General features: G+C 61.4%; 26 protein-coding genes, 4 tRNA genes and 1 pseudogene. 13 read left to right on the top strand and 18 right to left on the bottom strand.

The features are described 5' to 3' along the window. The first annotated feature begins 187 nt into the window (after positions 1-187). From U4012_RS11275 to U4012_RS11265, 3 genes are read left to right on the top strand one after another with little or no spacing between them, the layout of a single operon-like run. Complete coding sequence (locus U4012_RS11275; protein ID WP_321798479.1) at positions 188-835, top strand: SCO family protein; 648 nt, start codon at positions 188-190, stop codon at positions 833-835. A 24-nt stretch (positions 836-859) separates the two neighbouring features. Continuing rightward, a complete protein-coding gene (locus U4012_RS11270; RefSeq protein WP_321798477.1) occupies positions 860-1300 on the top strand; it encodes a copper chaperone PCu(A)C in 441 nt (146 codons plus the stop codon). A 10-nt stretch (positions 1301-1310) separates the two neighbouring features. After that, positions 1311-2183 (top strand): cytochrome c oxidase assembly protein, encoded by an 873-nt coding sequence (locus U4012_RS11265; protein WP_124521357.1) that lies wholly within the window; start codon positions 1311-1313, stop codon positions 2181-2183. A 14-nt stretch (positions 2184-2197) separates the two neighbouring features. On the opposite strand, the gene U4012_RS11260 is transcribed toward U4012_RS11265, so the two are convergent. Then, positions 2198-2689 carry a GNAT family N-acetyltransferase gene (locus U4012_RS11260; protein WP_044844749.1) on the bottom strand — a complete coding sequence of 164 codons (492 nt, stop codon included), beginning with the start codon at positions 2687-2689 and terminating at the stop codon, positions 2198-2200. 128 nt (positions 2690-2817) lie between these two features. Next, complete coding sequence (locus tag U4012_RS11255; protein ID WP_321798473.1) at positions 2818-3684, bottom strand: pirin family protein; 867 nt, start codon at positions 3682-3684, stop codon at positions 2818-2820. A gap of 110 nt (positions 3685-3794) precedes the next feature. On the opposite strand from U4012_RS11255, the gene U4012_RS11250 reads away from it, so the two are divergent. Beyond that, entirely contained in the window at positions 3795-4712 is a 918-nt protein-coding gene (locus tag U4012_RS11250; RefSeq protein ID WP_321798471.1) for a LysR family transcriptional regulator, read from the top strand. 163 nt (positions 4713-4875) lie between these two features. Then, positions 4876-5388 (top strand): GAF domain-containing protein, encoded by a 513-nt coding sequence (locus tag U4012_RS11245; RefSeq protein ID WP_124487423.1) that lies wholly within the window; start codon positions 4876-4878, stop codon positions 5386-5388. Positions 5389-5515: 127 nt separating this feature from the next. Here U4012_RS11245 and map read toward each other — a convergent pair whose 3' ends face one another. Both map and U4012_RS11235 read right to left on the bottom strand, forming a co-directional pair. Further along, positions 5516-6322, bottom strand: a complete 807-nt coding sequence (map, locus tag U4012_RS11240) for a type I methionyl aminopeptidase (protein WP_044844753.1) — start codon at positions 6320-6322, stop codon at positions 5516-5518. After that, entirely contained in the window at positions 6322-6561 is a 240-nt protein-coding gene (locus U4012_RS11235; RefSeq protein WP_321798467.1) for a ParD-like family protein, read from the bottom strand. The genes map and U4012_RS11235 overlap by 1 nt, the downstream gene beginning before the upstream one ends. 140 nt (positions 6562-6701) lie before the next feature. Between U4012_RS11235 and U4012_RS11230 the strand changes: the two genes are divergently transcribed. The 3 genes from U4012_RS11230 (at position 6702) to U4012_RS11220 (ending at position 9411) form a co-directional block, all read left to right on the top strand. After that, complete coding sequence (locus tag U4012_RS11230) at positions 6702-7361, top strand: helix-turn-helix domain-containing protein (RefSeq protein ID WP_321798465.1); 660 nt, start codon at positions 6702-6704, stop codon at positions 7359-7361. Further along, complete coding sequence (locus U4012_RS11225; RefSeq protein ID WP_321798463.1) at positions 7358-7906, top strand: N-acetyltransferase family protein; 549 nt, start codon at positions 7358-7360, stop codon at positions 7904-7906. The genes U4012_RS11230 and U4012_RS11225 overlap by 4 nt, the downstream gene beginning before the upstream one ends. A gap of 581 nt (positions 7907-8487) precedes the next feature. Next, positions 8488-9411: a DUF4238 domain-containing protein gene (locus tag U4012_RS11220; RefSeq protein ID WP_321798461.1), complete on the top strand. Its 924-nt coding sequence runs from the start codon at positions 8488-8490 to the stop codon at positions 9409-9411. A gap of 160 nt (positions 9412-9571) precedes the next feature. Here U4012_RS11220 and U4012_RS11215 read toward each other — a convergent pair whose 3' ends face one another. The 7 genes and pseudogenes from U4012_RS11215 to U4012_RS11190 all read right to left on the bottom strand — a co-directional run. Further along, positions 9572-10456, bottom strand: coding sequence for a M48 family metalloprotease (locus U4012_RS11215; protein WP_321798458.1), 885 nt, complete (start codon positions 10454-10456; stop codon positions 9572-9574). 96 nt (positions 10457-10552) lie between these two features. Further along, entirely contained in the window at positions 10553-11269 is a 717-nt protein-coding gene (locus U4012_RS11210) for an Imm52 family immunity protein (protein WP_321798456.1), read from the bottom strand. A 12-nt stretch (positions 11270-11281) separates the two neighbouring features. Beyond that, positions 11282-11719 (bottom strand): restriction endonuclease fold toxin 5 domain-containing protein, encoded by a 438-nt coding sequence (locus tag U4012_RS11205; RefSeq protein WP_370448779.1) that lies wholly within the window; start codon positions 11717-11719, stop codon positions 11282-11284. Between the two features lie 61 nt (positions 11720-11780). Next, the gene (locus U4012_RS11200) at positions 11781-12251 is read right to left on the bottom strand and encodes a hypothetical protein (RefSeq protein ID WP_321798451.1); all 471 of its coding nucleotides are present in this window, start codon (positions 12249-12251) and stop codon (positions 11781-11783) included. Then, positions 12241-12738 carry a DUF4123 domain-containing protein gene (locus tag U4012_RS11195; RefSeq protein WP_321798449.1) on the bottom strand — a complete coding sequence of 166 codons (498 nt, stop codon included), beginning with the start codon at positions 12736-12738 and terminating at the stop codon, positions 12241-12243. Before U4012_RS11195 ends, U4012_RS11200 begins: the two co-directional genes overlap by 11 nt. Positions 12739-12744: 6 nt before the next feature. Continuing rightward, positions 12745-13176: a PAAR domain-containing protein gene (locus U4012_RS35915; protein WP_174414472.1), complete on the bottom strand. Its 432-nt coding sequence runs from the start codon at positions 13174-13176 to the stop codon at positions 12745-12747. 173 nt (positions 13177-13349) lie between these two features. Then, a pseudogene (locus U4012_RS11190) lies at positions 13350-13810 on the bottom strand (DNA adenine methylase); the annotation flags it as partial. On the opposite strand from U4012_RS11190, the gene U4012_RS11185 reads away from it, so the two are divergent. The 5 genes from U4012_RS11185 to U4012_RS11165 all read left to right on the top strand — a co-directional run bounded on the left by U4012_RS11185 (position 13728) and on the right by U4012_RS11165 (position 16865). Beyond that, positions 13728-14951, top strand: coding sequence for a pyridoxal phosphate biosynthetic protein PdxJ (locus tag U4012_RS11185; protein WP_321798447.1), 1224 nt, complete (start codon positions 13728-13730; stop codon positions 14949-14951). The pseudogene U4012_RS11190 and the gene U4012_RS11185 overlap by 83 nt on opposite strands. Further along, positions 14933-15142 (top strand): hypothetical protein, encoded by a 210-nt coding sequence (locus tag U4012_RS11180; RefSeq protein ID WP_321798445.1) that lies wholly within the window; start codon positions 14933-14935, stop codon positions 15140-15142. The genes U4012_RS11185 and U4012_RS11180 overlap by 19 nt, the downstream gene beginning before the upstream one ends. Beyond that, a complete protein-coding gene (locus tag U4012_RS11175) occupies positions 15112-15597 on the top strand; it encodes a hypothetical protein (RefSeq protein WP_321798443.1) in 486 nt (161 codons plus the stop codon). Before U4012_RS11180 ends, U4012_RS11175 begins: the two co-directional genes overlap by 31 nt. After that, positions 15594-16382 carry a hypothetical protein gene (locus U4012_RS11170; RefSeq protein WP_321798440.1) on the top strand — a complete coding sequence of 263 codons (789 nt, stop codon included), beginning with the start codon at positions 15594-15596 and terminating at the stop codon, positions 16380-16382. Before U4012_RS11175 ends, U4012_RS11170 begins: the two co-directional genes overlap by 4 nt. Positions 16383-16517: 135 nt before the next feature. Next, entirely contained in the window at positions 16518-16865 is a 348-nt protein-coding gene (locus tag U4012_RS11165) for a helix-turn-helix domain-containing protein (RefSeq protein WP_321798438.1), read from the top strand. A 145-nt stretch (positions 16866-17010) separates the two neighbouring features. On the opposite strand, the gene U4012_RS11160 is transcribed toward U4012_RS11165, so the two are convergent. From U4012_RS11160 to pgsA, 7 genes are all read right to left on the bottom strand, one after another. Beyond that, positions 17011-18684, bottom strand: a complete 1674-nt coding sequence (locus tag U4012_RS11160) for a hypothetical protein (protein WP_321798436.1) — start codon at positions 18682-18684, stop codon at positions 17011-17013. A 132-nt stretch (positions 18685-18816) separates the two neighbouring features. After that, the gene (locus tag U4012_RS11155) at positions 18817-20016 is read right to left on the bottom strand and encodes a site-specific integrase (protein ID WP_321798434.1); all 1200 of its coding nucleotides are present in this window, start codon (positions 20014-20016) and stop codon (positions 18817-18819) included. Positions 20017-20186: 170 nt separating this feature from the next. Further along, a tRNA-Cys gene (locus U4012_RS11150) sits at positions 20187-20260 on the bottom strand. A 102-nt stretch (positions 20261-20362) separates the two neighbouring features. Next, positions 20363-20438 (bottom strand) — tRNA-Gly (locus tag U4012_RS11145). 51 nt (positions 20439-20489) lie between these two features. Continuing rightward, positions 20490-20565, bottom strand: a tRNA-Gly gene (locus U4012_RS11140). Between the two features lie 53 nt (positions 20566-20618). Next, a tRNA-Gly gene (locus tag U4012_RS11135) sits at positions 20619-20694 on the bottom strand. Between the two features lie 150 nt (positions 20695-20844). Next, entirely contained in the window at positions 20845-21432 is a 588-nt protein-coding gene (pgsA, locus tag U4012_RS11130; RefSeq protein WP_006757520.1) for a CDP-diacylglycerol--glycerol-3-phosphate 3-phosphatidyltransferase, read from the bottom strand. Positions 21433-21508 lie beyond the last annotated feature (76 nt).

The raw sequence follows: 21508 nt of genomic DNA, 5'->3' as shown, positions 1-21508 counted from the left end.
GAAACCGGTGCGGGGCTTGCCTCGCGCCGCCGCCCGCGTCAACTGCGACATATTGCCCCGCTCGCCCGTGCCGTACGGGTTTCGAAAGGACGCGGGCGCGGGAATTGCGCTACAGTCGGCAACCGCCGGCCGCGCGACGCATGGCGCCGCGCCGGCCGACGACCGTTCCGTCCGATCGAGCCCCAGGATGTCGTCTGCCCGTCCCGCGCCGCACTGGCGCTTCCTCAGCCTGACCCGCCTCGTCCGCACGGCCGCGGCGCTGACCGCCGCCATCGCGCTCGCGGCCTGCACGCACGACGAGCCGAGCTGGCGCCTGACCAACGTCACGGGCCACCTGCCCGACCTGTCGTTCACGCTCACCGGCGGCGACGGCCGCACGGTCGACGCGAACGCGTTTCGCGGCCGCATCGCGCTCGTCTACTTCGGCTACACGCACTGTCCCGACGTCTGCCCCGAAACGATGGCGCGGCTGATGGAAGTGCTCGCGAAGCTCGGCCCGCAGGCGAACGGCGTGCGCATCCTGTTCGTCTCGGTCGATCCCGCGCGCGACACGCCGCAGGCGATGCAGTCGTACGTCGCCGCGTTCGATGCCGCACACGCGCGCGGCCTGACCGGCACCGACGGCCAGATCGAATCGCTCGCGAAACGCTATCGGGTCGCGTACCAGATGGAAAAACGCGACCCGTCCGGCGGCTACGAAGTCACGCACAGCTCGGCCGTGTACATCTTCGACGCGACCGGCCGCGCGCGCCTGCTCGCGACCGACCGCGATTCGCCCGACGCGATCGCCGCCGATGTACGCCGGATCATCGACACTGCCTCCACCACCTCCTGAATTCCGAACTCCGACATCTCCGACATGAAGACGACCCTCAAGACGTTCGCCCTCCTTGCCGCGCTGTGCACCGCTGCGCAAGCCGGTGCCGCGGGCGCGATCACCGCGCAGAATGCATGGGTGCGCTGGCTGCCGAACCGGCTGCCCGCGGGCGGCTACGTGACGCTCGTCAACACGGGCGACAAGCCGGTCGACCTGGTCGACGTCGACAGCCCCGACTACGGGATGGCGATGCTGCACCAGACCGTGTCGAACGGCTCGACGCAGAAGATGGAAATGGTCGACAAGCTGACGATCCCCGCGCGCGGCAAGGTCGACATCGCGCCGGGCGGCTATCACTTCATGCTCGAGGAACCGAAGCACGCGATCAAGCCCGGCGACACCGTGCGCCTGCGCCTGAAGTTCTCCGACGGCGAAACGGTCGACACGCCGTTCGCCGTGAAGTCGCCGGCCCAGGCGAAGTGATGCGCGCGCGATGAACGTCCTGTACTGGCTCGATCCGTGGGAACCGTCGCCGACCGTGGTCATCGCGGTGCTGACGGCCGCCGTGCTGTTCGCGCGCGGCGTGAAGAAGGCGAAGGTGTCGCCGCTGCGGCAGTTCTCGTTCTGGCTCGGGCTGACGGCGCTCTACATCGCGCTGCATACGCGGCTCGACTACTTCTTCGAGCACGAATTCTTCCTGCACCGCGCGCAGCACCTGGTGCTGCATCACCTCGGGCCGTTCTTCATCGCACTGGCCTACCCGGGCGCCGCGATCCGCGCGGGCATTCCGTTTCGCTGGCGGCAGCGCTTCGTGCGCCCCGCGCTCGCGTGGGCACCCGTGCGCGCGACGCTCGACGTGGTGTTCCATCCGGTCGTCGCGGTCGTGCTGTTCGTCGGGCTGATCTATTTCTGGCTGCTGTCGCCGATCCATTTCGTCGCGATGCTGGACTGGCGCCTGTATCGCGTGATGAACTGGAGCATGGTGATCGACGGGCTGCTGTTCTGGTGGCTCGTCGTCGATCCGCGTCCCGCGCCGCCCGCGCGGCTGTCGCCGGGCCGCCGGATCCTGATCGTCGTCGCGGCGATCCCGCCGCAGATCGCGCTCGGCGCGCTGATCTTCTTCACGCCGCACGAGCTGTATCCGATCTACTCGATCTGCGGACGCGCGTTCACGTGGCTCAGCCCGCTGCGCGACCAGCAGATCGGCGGCCTGCTGCTGTGGATTCCGGGTTCGATGATGAGCGTGATCGGCGCGCTGATCGCGCTGCGGCACTGGTTGCGGTTGTCCGCGCGCGGCCGCTTGATCGAAGAGCGGGCTGCCGCCCTGCACGCGGCACGCCCGCCGGTGACGCGCGCCGCCCACTGACGGCGCGCCGCGCGTCAGCCGCGCGCGCTGGTCATCCACACGTGCGGGATGCCGTCCTCGTCGTGCACGTCCGAACTCGGCGTGAAGCCGAATGCCCCGTAGAAGCGCTGCAGGTGCGCCTGCGCATGCAGGCTCACCTGCGCATCCGGCCACTGCGCGCGGATGTGCCCGAGCGCGCGCGAGAGCAGCGCGTTACCGAGGCCCGCACCGCGAAACGCGGCGGTCGTCAGCACGCGGCCGATGCGCACGTCAGGGTGCTGCGCATCCGGCAGCAGCACGCGCAGGTAACCGGCGAGACGGCCCGCGGGATCGTATGCGGCCAGGTGCCACGCAGCCTGGTCCGCACCGTCGATGTCGCGATAGACGCAGTTCTGCTCGACGACGAACACGGCGCTGCGCGCGTCGAGGATCGAATAGACTTCGCGCGCCGTCAGCGCGTCGAAGAATTTCCAGTGCCAGTCGAGATCGTCGGCATGCAGGGATGCGGCGGGTGCGGAAGCATTCATGGTCGGTCCTGATTCGGGCGCGCCGGCCGGCGCGCGGCAACCGCCGATTATGCCTCGAAGCGCACGCGGCACGCGTGCCGCCCTTTCCCGCGTGAAAAAAAGGCCCCGCATTGCGCGGGGCCTGTCCGTCATGCCGGCATCTGGCCGAAGCGGCCGTTGTTGAAATCCTCGATCGCGTTCCGGATTTCCTCTTGCGAGTTCATCACGAACGGGCCGTAACCGACGACCGGCTCATCGATCGGCTCGCCGCTCAGGATCAGCAGCTTGGCGTCGCCGTTCGCTTCGATCTCGACGTCGCGGCCGTCGCGGCTCAACTGCACGAACTGCGCTTCACGGGCGACCGTCTCGCCGTTCACCAGCAGCGTACCGCTCAGCACGACCACCGCGAGCGTGCGCCCTTCGGCGATCGGGAACCGCGCACGGCCGCCGGCTGCAAGCCGCACGTCCCACACGTCGATCGGCGTGTGCGTGCGGGCCGGGCCGCGCCGGCCGTCGAATTCGCCCGCGATGATCCGCGCGCGACCTGCGCCGTCCGGCAGTTCGACCACCGGGATGTCCGCGTCCAGAATCGTCTGATAGCCGGGCGCACCCATCTTGTCGGCGGCGGGCAGGTTCACCCACAGCTGCACCATCTCGAGCGGGCCGCCCCGCTTCGTGAACGCTTCCGAGTGGAATTCCTCGTGCAGGATCCCGCTCGCGGCCGTCATCCACTGCACGTCGCCCGGGCCGATCACGCCACCCGCACCGGTCGAGTCGCGGTGCGCGACTTCGCCGTCATAGACGATCGTCACCGTTTCGAACCCGCGGTGCGGGTGCTGGCCCACCCCGCGCGGTGCCGAAGCCGGCTCGAAGTTCGCGGGACCCGCGTAGTCGAGCAGCAGGAACGGGCTCAGGTGCGTCCCGTGAGACTGGTAGCTGAACATCGAACGCACCGGGAAACCGTCGCCGACCCAATGACCGCGCGGCGCACTGTACACACCCTGGATCTTCTTCATTTGCCTTCTCCGAATTGCGGCGAAACACGTGTTTCGCAACCTGAGTAGGAATATAGAGGTGGAACGATCGATCCGGTAGACTGCCAAAATCGCACTCAGCGTTCTATTTCATGAACGATAACGAACGGGATCTGAACGATCTCTATTACTTCGTGCAGGTGGTCGAGCACGGCGGCTTCGCACCGGCCGGGCGCGCGCTGAACATGCCGAAGTCGAAGCTGAGCCGCCGCATCGCGCTGCTCGAGGCGCGGCTCGGGATGCGGCTGATCCAGCGTTCGACGCGCCGTTTCACCGTCACCGACGTCGGCCAGACCTACTACGCACATTGTCGCGCGATGCTCGTCGAGGCGGACGCCGCCGACGAGGCGATCGCGCTGCTGCACGAGGAGCCGCGCGGCATCGTGCGGGTCAGCTGCCCGGTCGTGCTGCTCGATTCGCTGGTCGGCACGATGATCGCCGCGTTCATGGTCGCGTGCCCGCGCGTCGAGATTCACCTGGAAGCGACCAACCGGCGCGTCGACGTGGTCGGCGAAGGGATCGACGTCGCGATCCGCGTGCGCCCGCCGCCGCTCGAGGACAGCGATCTCGCGCTGCGCGTGCTGGCCGAGCGCGGCCAGTGCCTCGTCGCGAGCCCCGCGTTGCTGCGCGAGCGCGGCGTGCCGGCCGTCCCCGCCGACCTGACCCGCCTGCCGAGCCTCGATCACGGCGTGCCGCAGGCCACGCACGTGTGGCGGCTGCGCGGCCCCGACGGCGCGCAGGCGGAAATCCACCATCAGCCGCGGCTCGTCACGGGCGGCATGCTCGCGCTGCGCGCGGCCGCCGTCGCGGGGGTCGGCGTCGTGCAGCTGCCGACGATGATGGTGCGCGACGAAGTCGCGCGCGGCGAACTGGCGACCGTGCTGCCGGACTGGGCGCCGCGCCGCGAGATCGTGCATGCGGTGTTCGCGTCGCGGCGCGGGCTGCTGCCCGCGGTGCGCGCGCTGCTCGATTTCCTGGCCGAGCGGTTCGCCGAACTCGAGCCCGATTGAGCGGCATCGCCACGGCGGTCACCCCGCGTTCGGCGTTTCGGCGTGTGCGTCGAACCGGACGCTGCAGACCGGCCGCGCGTGCCGTAGACTGCGGGACGCGCATCGCGCTTTTCACGCCGTTTTCACAACCCCGCTGTTCACAACCTCTTTTCGCCTTTCAGCCATGTTCACGCTGTCCACCGACCCTCACGCCTCCAAGGCCGAACTCTATGCGACGCTCGTCGAGCAGGCACGCGCGCTCGTCGAATCGGAACGCGACCTGACCGCGAACGCCGCGAACTTCTCCGCGCTCGTCTATCACTCGCTCGACCGCCTGAACTGGGCCGGCTTCTATTTCTTCGACGGTTCGGAACTCGTGGTCGGGCCGTTCCAGGGCAAGCCCGCGTGCGTGCGGATCGCGCTCGGCAAGGGCGTGTGCGGCACGGCTGCGCAGACCCGCGAGACGCAGGTCGTGCGCGACGTGCATGCATTCCCGGGCCATATCGCCTGCGATGCCGCGTCGGAATCGGAAATCGTCGTGCCGCTGGTCGCTGCCGACGGCACGCTGATCGGTGTGTGGGACGTCGACAGCCCCGTCGCCGCGCGTTTCGACGACGAGGACCGCAACGGGATGGAAGCGCTGTGCCGCGTGTTCGTCGAACACGCGTGGCAGAAGGCGCGCGGTCGAGCCGCGTGACGCTGCCGGCGGCGGCTGCGGAGGCCGCAGCCTGCTGATCGCGCCGCTTGGCCGCCAACGAAAACGGGCCCCGCTCATTCACGCGGGGCCCGTTTTCGTTGCGTCGCGGCGCGCGGCGCGCCGCGTGTCAGGCCGCGTGCGTGCCGGAAAGCGCCGCGAACGCCGGCGGCTTCACGTCGTCCGACAGGATCTCGAAGCCCTGCTCCGTCACGACGACCATGTGCTCCCACTGCGCGGACAGCGAATGATCCTTCGTGACGACCGTCCAGCCGTCCGCCAGCACGCGCGTATCGCGCTTGCCCGCATTCAGCATCGGCTCGATCGTGAAGATCATCCCCGGCCGCAGCGGCACGCCGGTGCCCGGGCGGCCATAATGCAACACCTGCGGCTCGTCGTGGTACACGTCGCCGATCCCGTGCCCGCAGTACTCGCGGACCACGCTGAATCCCTCACGATGCGCGACCTGCTGGATCGCATAGCCGACGTCGCCGAGCGTCGCGCCGGGACGCACCGCGCGGATGCCCGCATGCATCGCCTCATAGGTCGTCGCGACGAGGCGCCGCGCGAGTTCGCCCGGCTCGCCGACGAAGTACATGCGGCTCGTGTCGCCGAACCAGCCGTCCTTGATCACCGCGATGTCGAGATTCACGATGTCGCCGTCGCGCATCGGCCGCGATGACGGAATGCCGTGACAGACCACGTGATTGACCGACGTGCACAGGGTTTTCGGATAGCCGTGATAGCCGATGTTCGCCGGGATCGCGCCGAGCACGTCGACGATATATTCGCGGCAGCGCACGTCGAGCTCGTCGGTGGTGACGCCCGGTTTCACGTGTTCGGTGATCATCGTCAGCACCTGGGACGCGAGCTTCGCGGCCTCGCGCGACTTGGCGATTTCCGCGGCACCGCGGATCGGGATTTCGCGCCTCGCCATTACGCCACCTGCTCGATGCCGTGGGCGACGACCGATTCCGCGCCGCCGGCATCGCCGCCGCGCGCTTCGGTCTCGATCAGCAGCCGGCAGATATCGCCGTAGGACAGCGACGGATTGAGTTCCGCCAGCATCCCGACGCGCAGCCAGTGCTCCGCCTGCGCATTGATCGAACGGCTCAGCGCGGTACTGGTCGAGCGCAGCCGTTCGTGCATGTGCTCGGATATCTTGATGATTCCCATATGTCTCTAATTAAACGAAATATAGTCGTTTCGTATATTACGCTCACCCCGGTCGCCCGGCAAGCGCCCGGCTGCCGACGAATCGCCGATCCGGGATCCCGTTGACATCGAATTCCAACTTGCTGGAAAATAAATCCATCATGAAAGAATCAACCGACGCCCCTGGCGACGACACCGGCATCAACGAACGCATCGCCCGGCGCGTGCGCGAGCTGCGCACGCTACGAGGCTACACGCTCGATGCGCTCGCCGCGCGTTCCGGCGTCAGCCGCTCGATGATCTCGCTCATCGAGCGCGCGTCGGCGAGCCCGACGGCCGTCGTGCTCGACAAGCTCGCGGCCGGTCTCGGCGTGTCGCTGGCCGGGCTGTTCGGCGGCGATCGCGACGACGCGCCCGCGCAACCGCTCGTGCGGCGCGCGCAGCAGGCGGAATGGCGCGATCCGGCGTCCGGTTACGTGCGGCGCAATCTGTCGCCCCCCGGCTGGCCGTCGCCGATCCAGCTCGTCGAGGTCGATTTCCCGCCCGGCGCGCGCGTCGCGTACGACTCCGGCGGGCGCGAAAGCGCGCTGCATCAACAAATATGGGTCGTCCACGGGCGTGTCGACGTCACGTGCGGCGACCAGCTTCACGAACTTCACGAAGGCGACTGTCTGGCCATGCGCGTCGATCAGCCGCTGATTTTCAGCAACCCGTCGTCGCACGTCGCGCGCTATGTCGTCGCGATCTGCGATGTCCCCGCCGCCGCCGGCGCGCGGAGTGTTTCATCCGTTCAAGGCCGACAGGCGCAGGAGCCCGCATGAATTCCCCGAAACCGCGCGAAGACGTGCGCCTGATCGATTGCAGCGAGGCCGAGCATGCCGCGGCCATCCTCGACATCCTGAACGACGCGATCGTGAATTCGACCGCGCTGTACGACTACCGGCCGCGCCCGCCGGAAGCGATGGTCACGTGGTTCGCGACGAAGCGCGCCGGCTGTTTTCCGGTCGTCGGCGCGGTGGATGAGTCGGGCACGCTGGTCGGCTTCGCGAGCTGGGGCACGTTCCGCGCGTTCCCCGCGTTCAAGTACACGGTCGAACACAGCGTGTACGTCCACCGCGACCATCGCGGCCGCGGGCTCGGCGAGCTGCTGCTGCGCGAGTTGATCCGGCGTGCGCGTGAAGCCGAAGTGCATGTGCTGGTCGGCTGCATCGATGCGACCAACGGCGGCAGCGTCGCGCTGCACACACGCCTCGGCTTCGTGCACTCCGGCACGATCACCGAAGCCGGCTTCAAGTTCGGCCGCTGGCTCGATGCGGCGTTCTATCAGCTGAGGCTCGACACGCCGGCTCGGCCGGTCGATGGCTGATCGGCATCGCCGAATGTCTGGCACGCGCATGATGACGCGGGCGGCCGCAGCCGCGGTCCGGAAAACGGCATCGACACCCCGTCGGATCTCGAATCGGAAATTCGCAAACAGGTTTTAGACGAACCGGCCGACGGCAACAATCCGAATCGCGGGACGATCACGCTGCCGATCCTGAACAGCAAGGGCCGGCATCTGCTCGCGATTTACGACTATGGCGGCAAGAGCACGTCGACGTGCGAGCGGGTGACGCTGACGTATCCGGCGGAGTAGCCGCGCGGATCGAGCGCAGAAAAAAGAAAAGCCCCGCCGAGGCGGGGCTTTTCCTTTCTTGCTGGAGGCGCGAGCCGGAGTCGAACCGGCCTAAACGGCTTTGCAGGCCGTCACATTTCTATATTTATCATCGATTTAGACCAATTAACCACCCACATTCGCCACTCAAAGGCAGTATATGCGCGCCGGAATGTCCGACCCAAACCGTACTCTCTATGTATCGCCTCGCTACCAATAACGGATAATTGTGCACCACCTCGGTCGATAGGCACCACAGAGCGAGAACGTCGCTTCCAGGAACAGGATCATCGATGCGCAATCAACCCAGAAACAATCACTATGTCCCCGATTTTTTACTAAAACGGTGGATCGGTGTCGATAACAAGGTAACTTATTTCGAATGGCTTCCGACTGGCGCACTGAACACTGGTCGATGCGGCTCGCGCGGAGCGGGATTCCAACGTGATCTCTATTCACAGATGAATCCCTCCGGAGACGTGGATACTAGCCTCGAGCGCGAACTGTTTACCAAGCTCGTCGATGAACCAAGCGCTCCGGTCCACGTAAAGCTACTTGACGGCCAACTCGGAACATTGTCTGAGGACGAGCGCTCGCATTGGTCGCGCTTCCTCGTTGCGCAGATGGTTCGGGTTCCGTCGATGGTTCAATATCTTTGCGACGCTGGCCGGCAGATGATGTTGCGCGATGTCAAGGACATTGAACCGCCGGAGGAAATCAAAGCACAGCTCGAAGGAACCACGCTGGAGCAATATCTCAGAACAGACGCAGCTTGGCGACTCGACAACGCGTCAAAGCGCGCACTTGAGATCATCATTCAGTCGCAACTGCTCAATGATGTTTTTCTTAAAGCTCACTGGGCGGTGCATCCTATCACCGCATCCAACGTCAATTTCGTTATCGGCGATCGCCCTCTTCTGCTCGAAGGGCGAATGACAGACTTATTTCTTTTCGCACTTCCACTGTCGCCAACGCAACTCTTCTTAGCGTCAAACGATTGCATGGCAATTTGTCACGTGGCCGCCGAAAATCAACGAGATCTTGTCCGCACTGTCAATCGAGAATCGGCTGAGGTCGCAGACAAGTATGTTTACGCGACGGACGGACGGCAGGCCGCGCTTGCAGAGCGCTATTTGCGGAAGTTCGACGCCCCCGATGATCGCCATATCGTCTCAGGGTTGAGAACTGTATTACGTGCGGGTCGGCCCGCGCAGTAGCTCAGGGGATGGAATGATAAGCGACAGGCTTATCCAGCAAGGCTCCCACCCTTTGCTGCAGCAAATTCGTAGCACATAAAAAAGCCCGCTCGTAGCGGGCTTTTTCACCTCTAGGACGTAGCGCGACCTCAAGTAAGCTGGCTGGGTCGACTCCGTGCGTTTAAAGACGGGCGAGCCGCTGCTCGAGTGGCGGATGGGTATCGAATACGCTGACACTTCGGCGCGTATCAGTAAGCAAGCGTAGAGCGGACTTCATGTCTGCCGGGCTCGTCATTGCTGCACCGTCCGCGTCCGCGGCAAACTCTCGTGCTCGACTGTAAGCGTAAAACATCGAAGTTAACGCCCAATTCAAAGCATAAAAAACCGCAACAATCACCACTGGCAGCCATCCGATTTGGATAGCGAGGCCAAGCAACGATCCGACCATTTTCAATGCCGCAGGGGTGCCACTAAGTGCCCATGCAAGCACTGCAAATAGCACCCCAAGAACAGCAGCAACCTGAAGCGTCGATTTAATCACGGTTTTAGAAAGCTCGGACAGCATCCACGGATACATACGAACAGCGTGACTAAACGACAGAATATAGGTCTTGTTTTGTGCATCCCCATTCTTCACATGAGCAACCTCGTGCGCCGCAATAGCAAGAAATTGCGAAGGACTTGCAGCATCGATTAACCCCGTCGAGAACGCAATCAACGCCTTCTTCTCCAGTACAGACGAAATGGCGAACGCATTTAATTCGTCAGCAGGATACCGCCCGACTCTAACCTGAAGACCCAACCCATCAATCAGCGGTCGAAGCAATTGCTTCAAAGCCGGGTCATCTTGAAAATTAACATTCTTAATCTCCCGATCAATTGGATTAGAAAAGTAATTCGCCGCCCCAAGAATCGGAAAAACCAAAAAAACAAACAAAAGGAATGCCCTGCTTACGTACTGCGCATGCTCGTCGCCTAATGCACGCCCAACTAAAAATGTCAAAAGCGCGAAAACACAGACAACACACAAGCCCACAAGCGAAGCTTTAGCCAATCGCGGATACATCCCTATCACTTTATTTCCCCCGAAAGCGCACCCAAACATTCCAGCAACCGATAAGCTCGGCCCCAACGATATTGCCCCACTGACACCGAGTTGTATTCAGATTTCAGATAGGAGCGGCAGCAAGTCCATAGAAATGAGTCGCGCCTCGATGTCGTGCGCCACGGCCAGGTGCTCCTCGTTGTCAGTCGAGAACACCTCATCCTTGATGCTGACGAGGATCGTCCCGAGCCGCTTCTTCCGGTCTGCCGATAGCACGGGCACGATCTCCTGCGCCTCGGGAATCTGTTGAGTGGTCAGCTCCACCGGCAGATAGATCATCCAACCGACACCGGGGCGATCCTGAAACGCCTGCTTCTCCGAGTAGCCATCAGGTGCGGCCGAGATCACGGCCGGCAAAAATTCCTGTGCGGTCTTGACTACAACACCAGCCACAAGATCCTTGTTGTCGATAAACGCCCCGCGCGCGCCAATTGAAACCGTGTCAGGGAAATGCCCACCGCAGGCGAAGACCTCTACGGACGCGCCGATGGAATCGTCGGCGCTGCCGTCCCATATCCCGAGCGATGACGTTTCTTCGCCCCGGTATTCATTCTCCAGCGCCGCGACCGCCGTGCTACTGGGCTGGCCATCGGCCGCGTACACCTCGCCCGTCTGAGCCTCTTCGAGCGTATCGCCCTGCATTCGCCAATTCGGACGCGACAGTTCCGGAGCCGCTGCCGCCATTACATCAACAATCGCACCGACCTTCGCGAGTGTTTGCGAGAAAGCGAACACCTCGATCCCGCCGGCCTTGATGAAGGAATCAATTTTCATGATGGTAGGAATTTACGGAAAATACTCCGACTCGATCGACATGGTCTTAAACCATACCGACATCCGCCTATAGGTCAACGGCCCTTGGAAATAGTACCGTAGCCGCGTCGGCGGATTCGCCTTGACCCGCATCGCGCGCTTGATCGCCTGATCGCGCATATGGCGAAAGCCCTTGAAGAACTGTTCGGACTTCGGAATAGATCCATCAAGGAACTGGTCATAGTTCCCCTTGGCCTCTTGCAGCAAGCACTCTTGCGGCTTGAACCCGTCAAAATCGATTCCAAGCCACTCCCACTCGTCGCTCCACTGGCAGCTCTCCGTATCGAACGCAAATCCGGTTACGCGCGCCTGATATCGGTACGCCGGCCAGTTTGCGCCGTGTCGGCTCCGCACAAGCTTGCCCGTCTGTTCGGGTGGGCACTTCTTGCAAGGCGCAGTGGAATCGGACATTGTCCGCGATTCCGTTTTTGCCTTCGCCTGCTCGTCCATCTTGCTGACGTCGCCCCGAAGGCTACCGATCCCCGCTACTGCCACGCCCCCCAATAAAGCGCTTCCAATAGCCGACAATACCGGCCCCGCTTCCGCTGCTGCGGCTGTCACTAGAGGGATTAACGGTGCCGCCATGCGGAACTCCTTTCAAGCTATCGGGATGTTGTGATCGCCAAGTGATCTCTTGGACGTAGACGTGAAAACGCTCATCGGCGCTACGGCCGGGTTTCGTCAACCATGCCTTCGCAGCCGGCTTCTCGTAAAAGTGCGGCGAATACGCCTCGATTTTCAAGAACTGAACCAGATGCTCGCTATCCTGAATCCCGAGAGATCGAGCGGCGCGATATGCATCCCAGAGCCGGTTATGAAGATCGATATCCTGCGTCAAAGCAGGATCTGCCTTGAGCAGATCACGGCGCACGCCGTCAACGAAATTGCGAGCCTCGCCCTCGGTGAGTGCAGACACGTGGGCGGGAGTAAGGTTAAGCGGCATGGGGATGCGCCCTGAAGAGCTGCCCGTCGATCTCGATCAACCAGTCGAAGGTCGGGGAGAAAAATGTCGTCCGCTCGGTCGGACTAAGGGCAGGTGCGAAATGCCGCATCACACGGGCGTCGTAATAGCGAAGCATTACCGACCGGCCATCCGGCAATATGCCGTCGAGCCGGTCGCGAAGTTCTGCCGCAAGCTGGTGCGGTTGATACGCGCTGATAATCCAGCTCACCCCATATTCACCCTGCGCTAACTGCCCGAGCACACGCCGGCAATCGCCGTCGACAGCCGCGAAGTCGAATAGCCACGGGCCGGCATCCGCGAGCGGGGCGTCTGGTGTTGCATCAAGCAGCGCAATTGCCGCGTCACGCGCCCGGCGCGGCTCGGAACCGCCCTGCTCCGAATACAACAGCCCATCCACAAGCACAAACAGACGAACCGGAAGGCTCGCCCGCTCTTGCATCGCTGAATAGATAGCTTGAATGCTCATCGACGCTCACCCGCGAACGACCATCGCAGCCGCATTCTTGGCAGCAGCAACCATGCACGAGAGACAGAATCCCTGTGATGGCTTCGGGGTAGCGAGTTCGAGCGCGACCGGACCTCCTGTCGCAGAGAACCCCATTCTGACGAGTGCATCCGACTCGAAGGACTGAAACATCTCTGACTGCGATGCAATCATGGTTGGGAGAGGACTGCACCCGCAAGCGACCTTATCGCCTTCCAGCGCAGCTTCGTGCCCCATCAAGTTACCCGGCCAACGCGGCCCCTCTGCAACGATGACGCCGACACGCTTGCACGCTGGACAAGTTACTTTGGCACCTACGTAGGTGAGTCCAACCCCGTCGCAACTCATTGTCGGGATAGCGTCGACGACCACCCCGCCGCTGGTCGATTGGTCTCCGACTCGGAGATAGTTCCGCTTCACATGCAGGCCCTCTCGGTTTCTAATGATCCGACTATTACCCGAGCAAGAGACCGATGTCGAGAGTCGGAAGGCGACTTGACCAAATGTGACATTTAACCAACTCGCCCCCGCGCTCAAAACCCCGCAAAATTGCCGGGTATGCCGCAGGAGCTGTCCTGCGGGCGAGCCATCCGCTAGAACAGACCAACCGGCTGCGACGCGTCATCCCAACTGAAAATGATCAGCTCGTTACGGTCGACGGCCTCAACACCAACCGTGTACTGGATCGGCACGGTCTCGATGTAAAACCCCTCGAACACGCGTCGAATGTCCGGGTGATCGTTGAGACTCACAATCGCGCGACCTTTGAGACGGCGCAACCGCTCGGCCATCTTTTCGTACTCCGCGAACGGGAACGGCACGCCATACCCCTGCGTCTCGTAATACGGGGATCGAGATAGAACAGCGTGTGCGGCCGATCGTATCGATCAATGCACGCAGCCCAATCCAAGCGTTCGATGAAGGCATTCGCCAACCGCTGATGCGCGACGGATAGCTCCTCCTTGAGACGAATGGGATTCAATCCCGGCGCAGCCAGCGTCTTCGATCCGAACGTCTGCCCTTCGAGCTTCCCACCAAAGCAGTTCGTATACAAAGGGCAGCACCGCTTCCTCGCGGCCGGCAAGGCGATTGAAGCGGGCAAGGACATCGGAAAGATTCCGGTCGTCGTCCGTGACGCCAAGACGGTCAACCGCGCCGAAATGGTGATCGACGGTTATCTCAGCAACAACGGCAAGCAGTCGTCGCCGCTTGATCTGACCGCTGCCGTCGCAGAGCTGCGCGACATTCATGGCATGACGCTTGCCGCCATCTGCAAGCGCTTGAACGTCACCGATCAAACGATCCGCAACGTCGGCCTGCTCGAACGGGCACCGGCCGAACTGCATCAACTCATACGGAACGGCCAATGTACCGGCACACTGGCCATCGAGCAGATCCGCCTGCACGGCGGCGACAAGGCGCTCGAACGCATCGTCGTCGGGATCTCCAAAGCCGCTGAAGCTGGCAAGACGAAGGTGACGAAGAAGTACCTCGAAGCAGCGCCCCTGCTCGATACGCATCCGGACGCGAACCCCTCTCCCGAGCACGTAGCCGCAGCCGCCAACAGCGGCACCGACAGCGACGCCGCACCGCTCGTCGCGTCAACGGCCGCGGATGCCACGATCGAGACACATGCGCCGGTGCAGGCAGTGTCGCGCCAAACCGCCCCCGCCAAGATCAGTGAGAAACAGTCAAAGCAACTTTTGCAGGCCCTGCAGGCTGTACTCCATGACAAGAATTTCGGCCGACTGGCAAAGCCGACCATCGAAGCAGTACACACTGCGCTGCTGCCGCTCGCCGATCTTCTCGGCTGCCCTTCGTCCGGAAAGGTCTGGCCGGTCTCCGAGCCGGACGCAAATGGTGGCTGCGAGCCTATCGATACGGTATGCGGACCTGACCGAACCGGGAGAATCAAGGGCCCGCTGGCCTACATTCGCGTCGCTCAACCCGCACCCGGCGCGTGGATTTACGCGATCGAATACAACACCGGGACCAGCTTCGCGAGCGACCCACTGAAGGTATCGCCCAGACGCGCGCGGTATGGACGCGAGTTCAAGCGATTCGTTCCGGCGCAGCGCGGCTCATCGAGACGATCAAATCGCCGGTCCACGGGCGAACCAAGGCCGAGCAAGCATCATTCAAGCGCATTCTCGAATGGGCGCACGAGATCATCGGCATGCCCGATCCCGACATGACGGCCGAATTCTCCGCTGCCACCGCGAAGGGTGAACGCCCCGATTTGTCGGATGTGCTGACGGCCATCGGGCATAAGCAACGGATCGCGTCGAATCGGGCGCTGCTCGACGCCGCATTCCCGACTTACAAGGCGAAGCTCGCTCTTGGCCCTGCGTCCGCATGGCCGTTCCCGACCGGAGCCGCAAATTGAACCCGCGCCCGGCCCTTTCTACCCCACGTCCGCTGCCGCGAAAGCGGGAACACGCGGAGAAGCGCCCGGCTATCGCTCTGGCGAGCGTCAACGGTACTTCAACGCAGTCGGACTGCAGCGGGCTGACGCCCGCAAAAGCGATCCAGAAGGACGAAGCGCCGCTCGCGCGGCGCAAACCTATCCAGATGAACGAAGCCTTGGCGGATATCCGCCAAGGCAGGCTCACGCGCCTCGACGCCCTTCGCAACGAGATCCGCGCGTTGATCACGGAGATCTCGCACGCGGCCGACGTCGAGCTGCTGGACCTGATGGCCGACGAGGTCGGATCGTTCGCTCGCCACAAGGCGGCGCAGGACGCACGCACCTGGGCAGCAACCGCTGGGATCACGCTGGAAACCGGCTTGATGCAGCTTGGCCGAGCGCTGCCGGCAACACTCAACGGGGAGCGGTCATGACCAAGCAATGCTATCAAGAGAAGCGCTTCCGGGCCGACACGCTCGACCTCATCGAGACGATCAACTCGATCGTCGACGAGTACGAGTCGCAGGGCTACGTGCTGACCACCCGGCAGTTGTATTACCAGCTCGTCGCGCGCGACATCATCCCAAACAACCTGCAGGAGTACAAACGCGCAGCCGCGATCATCAATGACGCCAAGCTGGCCGGGCTGATCGATTGGGACATGCTGGAAGACCGCACACGGTCTTTCGTTCGTCGTGGCCGATGGACGTCGCCGACGTCGATTATCGAAGCGTGTGCCGAGCAGTATCACCAAGATATGTGGGTCGGCCAATCGCGCCGCGTGTTCGTTATCGTAGAGAAAGAGGCGCTCGTCGGAGTGCTTGAACGCGTCTGCCATCGGTACGACACACCGCTGCTCGCCGCGCGCGGCTACCCCTCGTCGACCGTGCTGCGCGAGTTTGCGATCAACGACATCCTGCCGGCGATGCGCGAAGGCCAAAGCGGTCTAGTCCTGCATCTGGGCGACCACGACCCGAGCGGCATCGATATGACGCGCGACCTGCTCGAACGCCTGCGTACGTTCGGCGGCCACACGTTCGACCTGAAGCGCATCGCGCTCAACATCCAGCAGGTCGAGGAGCTGCAGCCCCCCCGAAAACCCGGCCAAGTCCACCGACTCACGCTTCGGTGCGTATCTGCGCGAATACGGCGAGTCGAGCTGGGAACTCGACGCTCTGCCCCCGCAGTACCTAGACGAGTTGGTCGCATCCCACATTGACACCGTGATCGACACTGGCGCGTGGAACACCAACCAGCAGATTATTCGCGACGCGCGCCAGCAGATCCAGCGGGCGTCATGGTACATCGCCGCGGGCTGTCCCCACTACGATGACCCCGAGCACGGAAAACAAGAATGAGAACCTTTGATCTTCAAGAGTGCGCAGACTTCCTCAAAGTCGACCGCACAACGGCAATGAGACTTGCGCAACAAGGTGAAATTGTCGGCGCTCGCATTGGGCGCGCATGGGTGTTCATCGAAGACGACGTCGTCACATTCCTGCGCGAACAGGCACAACAGCAGACCCTCGAACGGCTCGAAGCGCGCACAAATCCCGATCGGGCCGAGACTGACCGCCGGACTCAGGCCGCAATTCAACGCCAATTGCAAGCAACGCCAGTTCGTCGCCCGGGGCGCTCAGCGCGACCGCTACCTCGCCTTCCTGAACTACCCGCCAACTCAGCCGCGATACAACCTGCGTGAACCGTTGGCTGCCCGCCTATCGCCGGGCAGCCAACGCAGAGACGGCGATCAAACTGCATTGCGCCGCTCGGCGTCACAATCCCAAACCCTGATTGATCGTAACGCAGCCAAAAACGCTCAACGCATTGTTGTTACAGCGAGCAATCTATTCAGAAAGATGTGGAACGTCCGGCGGTAAAATAGCCGGCGATCCGCCGACTTCCTCTCCAAAACTGAATCGCGAAAAATAAAGGTAGCTTTTAATTTTCTCCACCTTTACCGCATCCTCCACAAACGATTTAAGCGCCACGCCCGTCATAGGAATGGCGCGAATTTGTTTAAATTTAAAACCATTCAGTGATACCTGCGACTCGCGATCATCGATATTCACATCCGAAACGCCGTAAATCGCAAACCCTCTCGCTCCAATCGCAAAGCATCCTATGGCGATTGTCGACATCGGTTTCTCATCAAGAAGAATCGATTCAGTACCAGCATCCACTTTGATTTTAGGCGGCTGCCGACCAGCGACCAAAGCATCAAATATTCTAATAGATCGCGACTTTTCAAACACATCGTCATACGAAAACATCACATCAGATTCAACGCCCGCCTGACGACATAGATTCAATAGCGAATCAAAAACGTGCAGACAGTTTACGGCATCACGCAAAATAATTTCATGATTAGGAATCGGTCGCGGAGCAACCTCAATCTTAATCAAATGACTAAAGTTATCAAATTGCAGCTCAAGGATACCGACCCCAGAAAGCAGACCGATCGCGAATTTCCAGTGATTAACCCACTCCGCCGGTGTACACCTCTTTTCGCTTGGCGAAAACATATAGTGCACGGCAGTATCGCCGCCAATTTTCTCGATTACAAAATCAATCAAGGCGCATCGGATTCGGGCCTTGAGCACCCCAATCATCGGCGGCGCAACCATCACATCACCTCGAAATGTGATTGGAATATCCGCCGGAGATGCACGATACGTGACTCTACAGGAATCGGTAGGTGCAGGCTCGAAAACAACCGCACCAATCGACTCGGGTTCAGTTATTGTGATATCGAAACGGGTTTCCGAAACCTGAAGAATAGTATTCTGAATCTCTCCTTTCAGGCCAAGGAATACGTCGGCCATATCTGATTCGGTGAGACCTTGAAACGTAGTTGTTACTGAGTACGGCTGCTCGCCAAACCCCAACTTCTTGAGACTGGCCTGCTTACGCTCAATATAATCCGGAAGACTGTCGCCTATGCACCGGAGCAGCGCCACCCTCAACGAATCGCCGTTCAAATCAATTCTCTCCGATACTACTGGCACGAAGGATATTGACTTTTTATGCAGCGACGAACACTCCGGATCCTTTTTCTCCTCTTCACGCAACCGCCTCAGTATCGCCCCCAACCTATTATCGGCAATATGAATTAGAAAAACACCCGTGTAATTTTTATTTGCATCAACCTTGAAAACCATTATGAAAGATGGTTTCGGCTCTTTTGCGAGGCGCTCCGCCATATTTAGCTTGAGCTTTGCAGAGCGCGACTCGTCGAGAATCGTTTTAACCTGCACGTAGCACGACAGCGCCCCTGTCCGCTGATCTAGCTTACCTACGCCAGGCGCTCCAAAGTTGACGACAAAATCCCAACCGGCGCGATCACGCACAGCTTTATTACAAATCAGGCCGGCTTCGGCACACATTTCGCCGAAGCGTTGCTCCCCTTTCTCACCAAGAGCGTCGTTATCCACCATTTCCCCTCGCACATTCCGCTTTGCCATTTTCGTAACTGATTGTGGTTTTCGAGTATTGGCGCGTCCGAAGTCGGCAATTGCCAATAACGCCCCATCACCATTCGACTGAGGAGTCTACCGCGAATTGCTTCGTACACTGGAACAAGACAACTAAAGCGGCCTCGACGAACCGCAACGACGCAATTGGCTGAATCGGCAATGTCCGAGATCAAGACGCTACCATAGCCGTGCTGCCAAATCGCTCCCGCGCAAATTCGCGTAGCGCATTAGCACTTTCGGATCAGTATGGCCCGTGATCTTCGCGATCTGAATATCACTCAGCGTGGTCCGTTCGTACAGCCGTGACGTAGCCTCGTGCCGCAGGTCATGGAATACGAGATCTGGACAGCAGGCTGCGTCGAATATCCTGCCGAACTGGCCCGACAGCCGCACCGTAACGCGCTCCAGAACCTTCCGGTTGAGGAGCGGCATATTCTTCGCTCGCATGCCCGCCTCGATCTCGGCAATCCACGGAAACAGCCGCCCGTCATCAAACGTGAATCCTTCCATTTCTGGATCTAGGCTATTCACAGCCGCGACATAACGCTCAAACGCTCCTACCGCAACTGTCGTAAGCGGAACCGCGCGCTTGCTGCCGTTCTTGGTCCGCTCAAGGGCGGCCGTGCGCCGGTCAACGTCAAACTGCGCGATCTCCAGTGTGTACATTTCACGCATGCGCATCGCTGACTCGATCGCAAGTTCGAACAGGAACACCAACGCTGGCCGATACGGTAGCTCGAAGGCTCGTTCACGTCCCTTCGGCTTCCCTCCCGCCATAATGCGCCGGATCTCCGCTTCCTCAACGACGCTCGGCCGCCGATCGCGATGCACGTCTTCTTTCACCGCGACGTCTTGCGCCTCAACGGCCACGCGATCCTCGTCTGTATACGTCGCATAGCGCTTAGGCAGCAATCTAAGCGGATTGACGGCAAGCATTGGAGTGCCGGACTTGACCACCCAATCGAAACAGCGTGCGAGCGCCCCGACATTGTGGCGAATCGTCGACGGCGACAAATGGTGCTCACGCTTCATAGCTGTCACCCATCGTTCTGCCCAGTCGTAGTCCACGGTTGAGAGCGCTCTCGATTGCAGCCGGCCGCCGAGCAACGTATTTAACACCTGGACATCGGAGTCGGGTACCGACAAGCGACGCAGATACTCCCGAACAGCGTCCAGCGTCGTCGCGATCGCTTCGCGCTGCTCAATGACGTCAGCCGGCACAATGCCGGCATCGAGCAATTGCTCAAGACGAGCGACATATGCATCGCCCTCTTCTTCGGACTGGAAGGTAAGGGAAAGTGGCTTTGGGAGGAGCTTTGAACGTCGGATGATGTATTCCCACGTTCCGGAGGTCGTAGTCGCTTGGTCGCCATGCACTGACGCGAACTCACCTATACGGCCAAAGAGCCGACTTAGGCGTGGTTACGCGTGTTTCTTGAGTGGTTAGAGGCGACTTTGTACCACTCTAGGCGACTTTCTTACAAGGATGAAAGCGGGGCCGGAAAAAGAAAAAGCCCTGATTTCTCAGGGCTTTTTCTCTTCCTACCTGGAGGCGCGAGCCGGAGTCGAACCGGCCTAAACGGCTTTGCAGGCCGCTGCATAACCGCTTTGCTATCGCGCCAAAAGCGGACTGTCCGGATGCCATGAAGGCAAGCGACAGATTCTTTTATTCAAGGACCGTCGGTCCATCAAATAAAAAGGGAAGCGTGGCTTCCCCATGACTTGGAGCGGGAGACGAGTCTCGAACTCGCGACCTCAACCTTGGCAAGGTTGCGCTCTACCAACTGAGCTACTCCCGCATTGTCCTGCACCTGCAGCGCTTTGCCTTACAACACGCTGCCAGAAAAATCTGGAGCGGGAGACGAGTCTCGAACTCGCGACCTCAACCTTGGCAAGGTTGCGCTCTACCAACTGAGCTACTCCCGCATGTGTCCTGCATCTGCAGCGCTTTGCCGTACAACACGCTGCCAGAAAAAATCTGGAGCGGGAGACGAGTCTCGAACTCGCGACCTCAACCTTGGCAAGGTTGCGCTCTACCAACTGAGCTACTCCCGCGTATTGCTGCGCTACTTCTACTGCTTCCCCGTCACACACTTACTTCGTCGTGCAGCGGAGAAGCGAGATTATGTCGAAGGCACATTCGTGTGTCAAGGGCTTTTCCAGCCCTTTTTCCAAAAAACTGGGAAACGACCGTGCAGGGGCCGGTCACGCGCCGCCGCGCTCGCGAATCTGCGGCCATGCGAGCTTCATGTAGTACAGCATCGACCAGATCGTCAGCACCGCGGCGAGGTACATCAGCCACTCGCCCCACACGCGCGTGTCGATCGTCGCGATGCCGAGCGGCAGCGGGCCGTAGTACAGCAGCATCGGAATCGCGACCATCTGGCACGCGGTCTTGAACTTGCCGAGCTGGTTCACCGCGACGCTCTTCGACGCACCGATCTGTGCCATCCATTCGCGCAGCGCCGAAATCGCGATCTCGCGGCCGACGATCACGAGCGCGATCGCCGCATCGACCCGCGAAATCTGCACGAGGATCAGCAGCGCGGCCGTCACCATCAGCTTGTCCGCGACCGGATCGAGGAACGCGCCGAACGACGACGTCTGGTTCCACTTGCGGGCGAGAAACCCGTCGAACCAGTCGGTCAGCGCGGCGAGGATGAAGATCGCCGCCGCCGCGAGGTTGCGGTGCGCGCCGCCCATCACCGTGTCCGGCAGATAGAACACGCCGACGACGAGCGGGATCAGCACGATCCGTACCCACGTCAGGAAAATCGGGAAATTGAACGGCATGGCATGCGGGTCAGTAAAGGATTCGCAATTGTGCCGTGTCGACCGGCCTGCCACAAGAACGCGAGATCGCGCTCGG

This window comes from Burkholderia sp. BCC1988, assembly GCF_905339895.1.
GTDB lineage: Bacteria > Pseudomonadota > Gammaproteobacteria > Burkholderiales > Burkholderiaceae > Burkholderia.
Note: the sequence above shows the minus strand (reverse complement) of the source record. Positions and strands in the feature narration are given on the sequence as shown.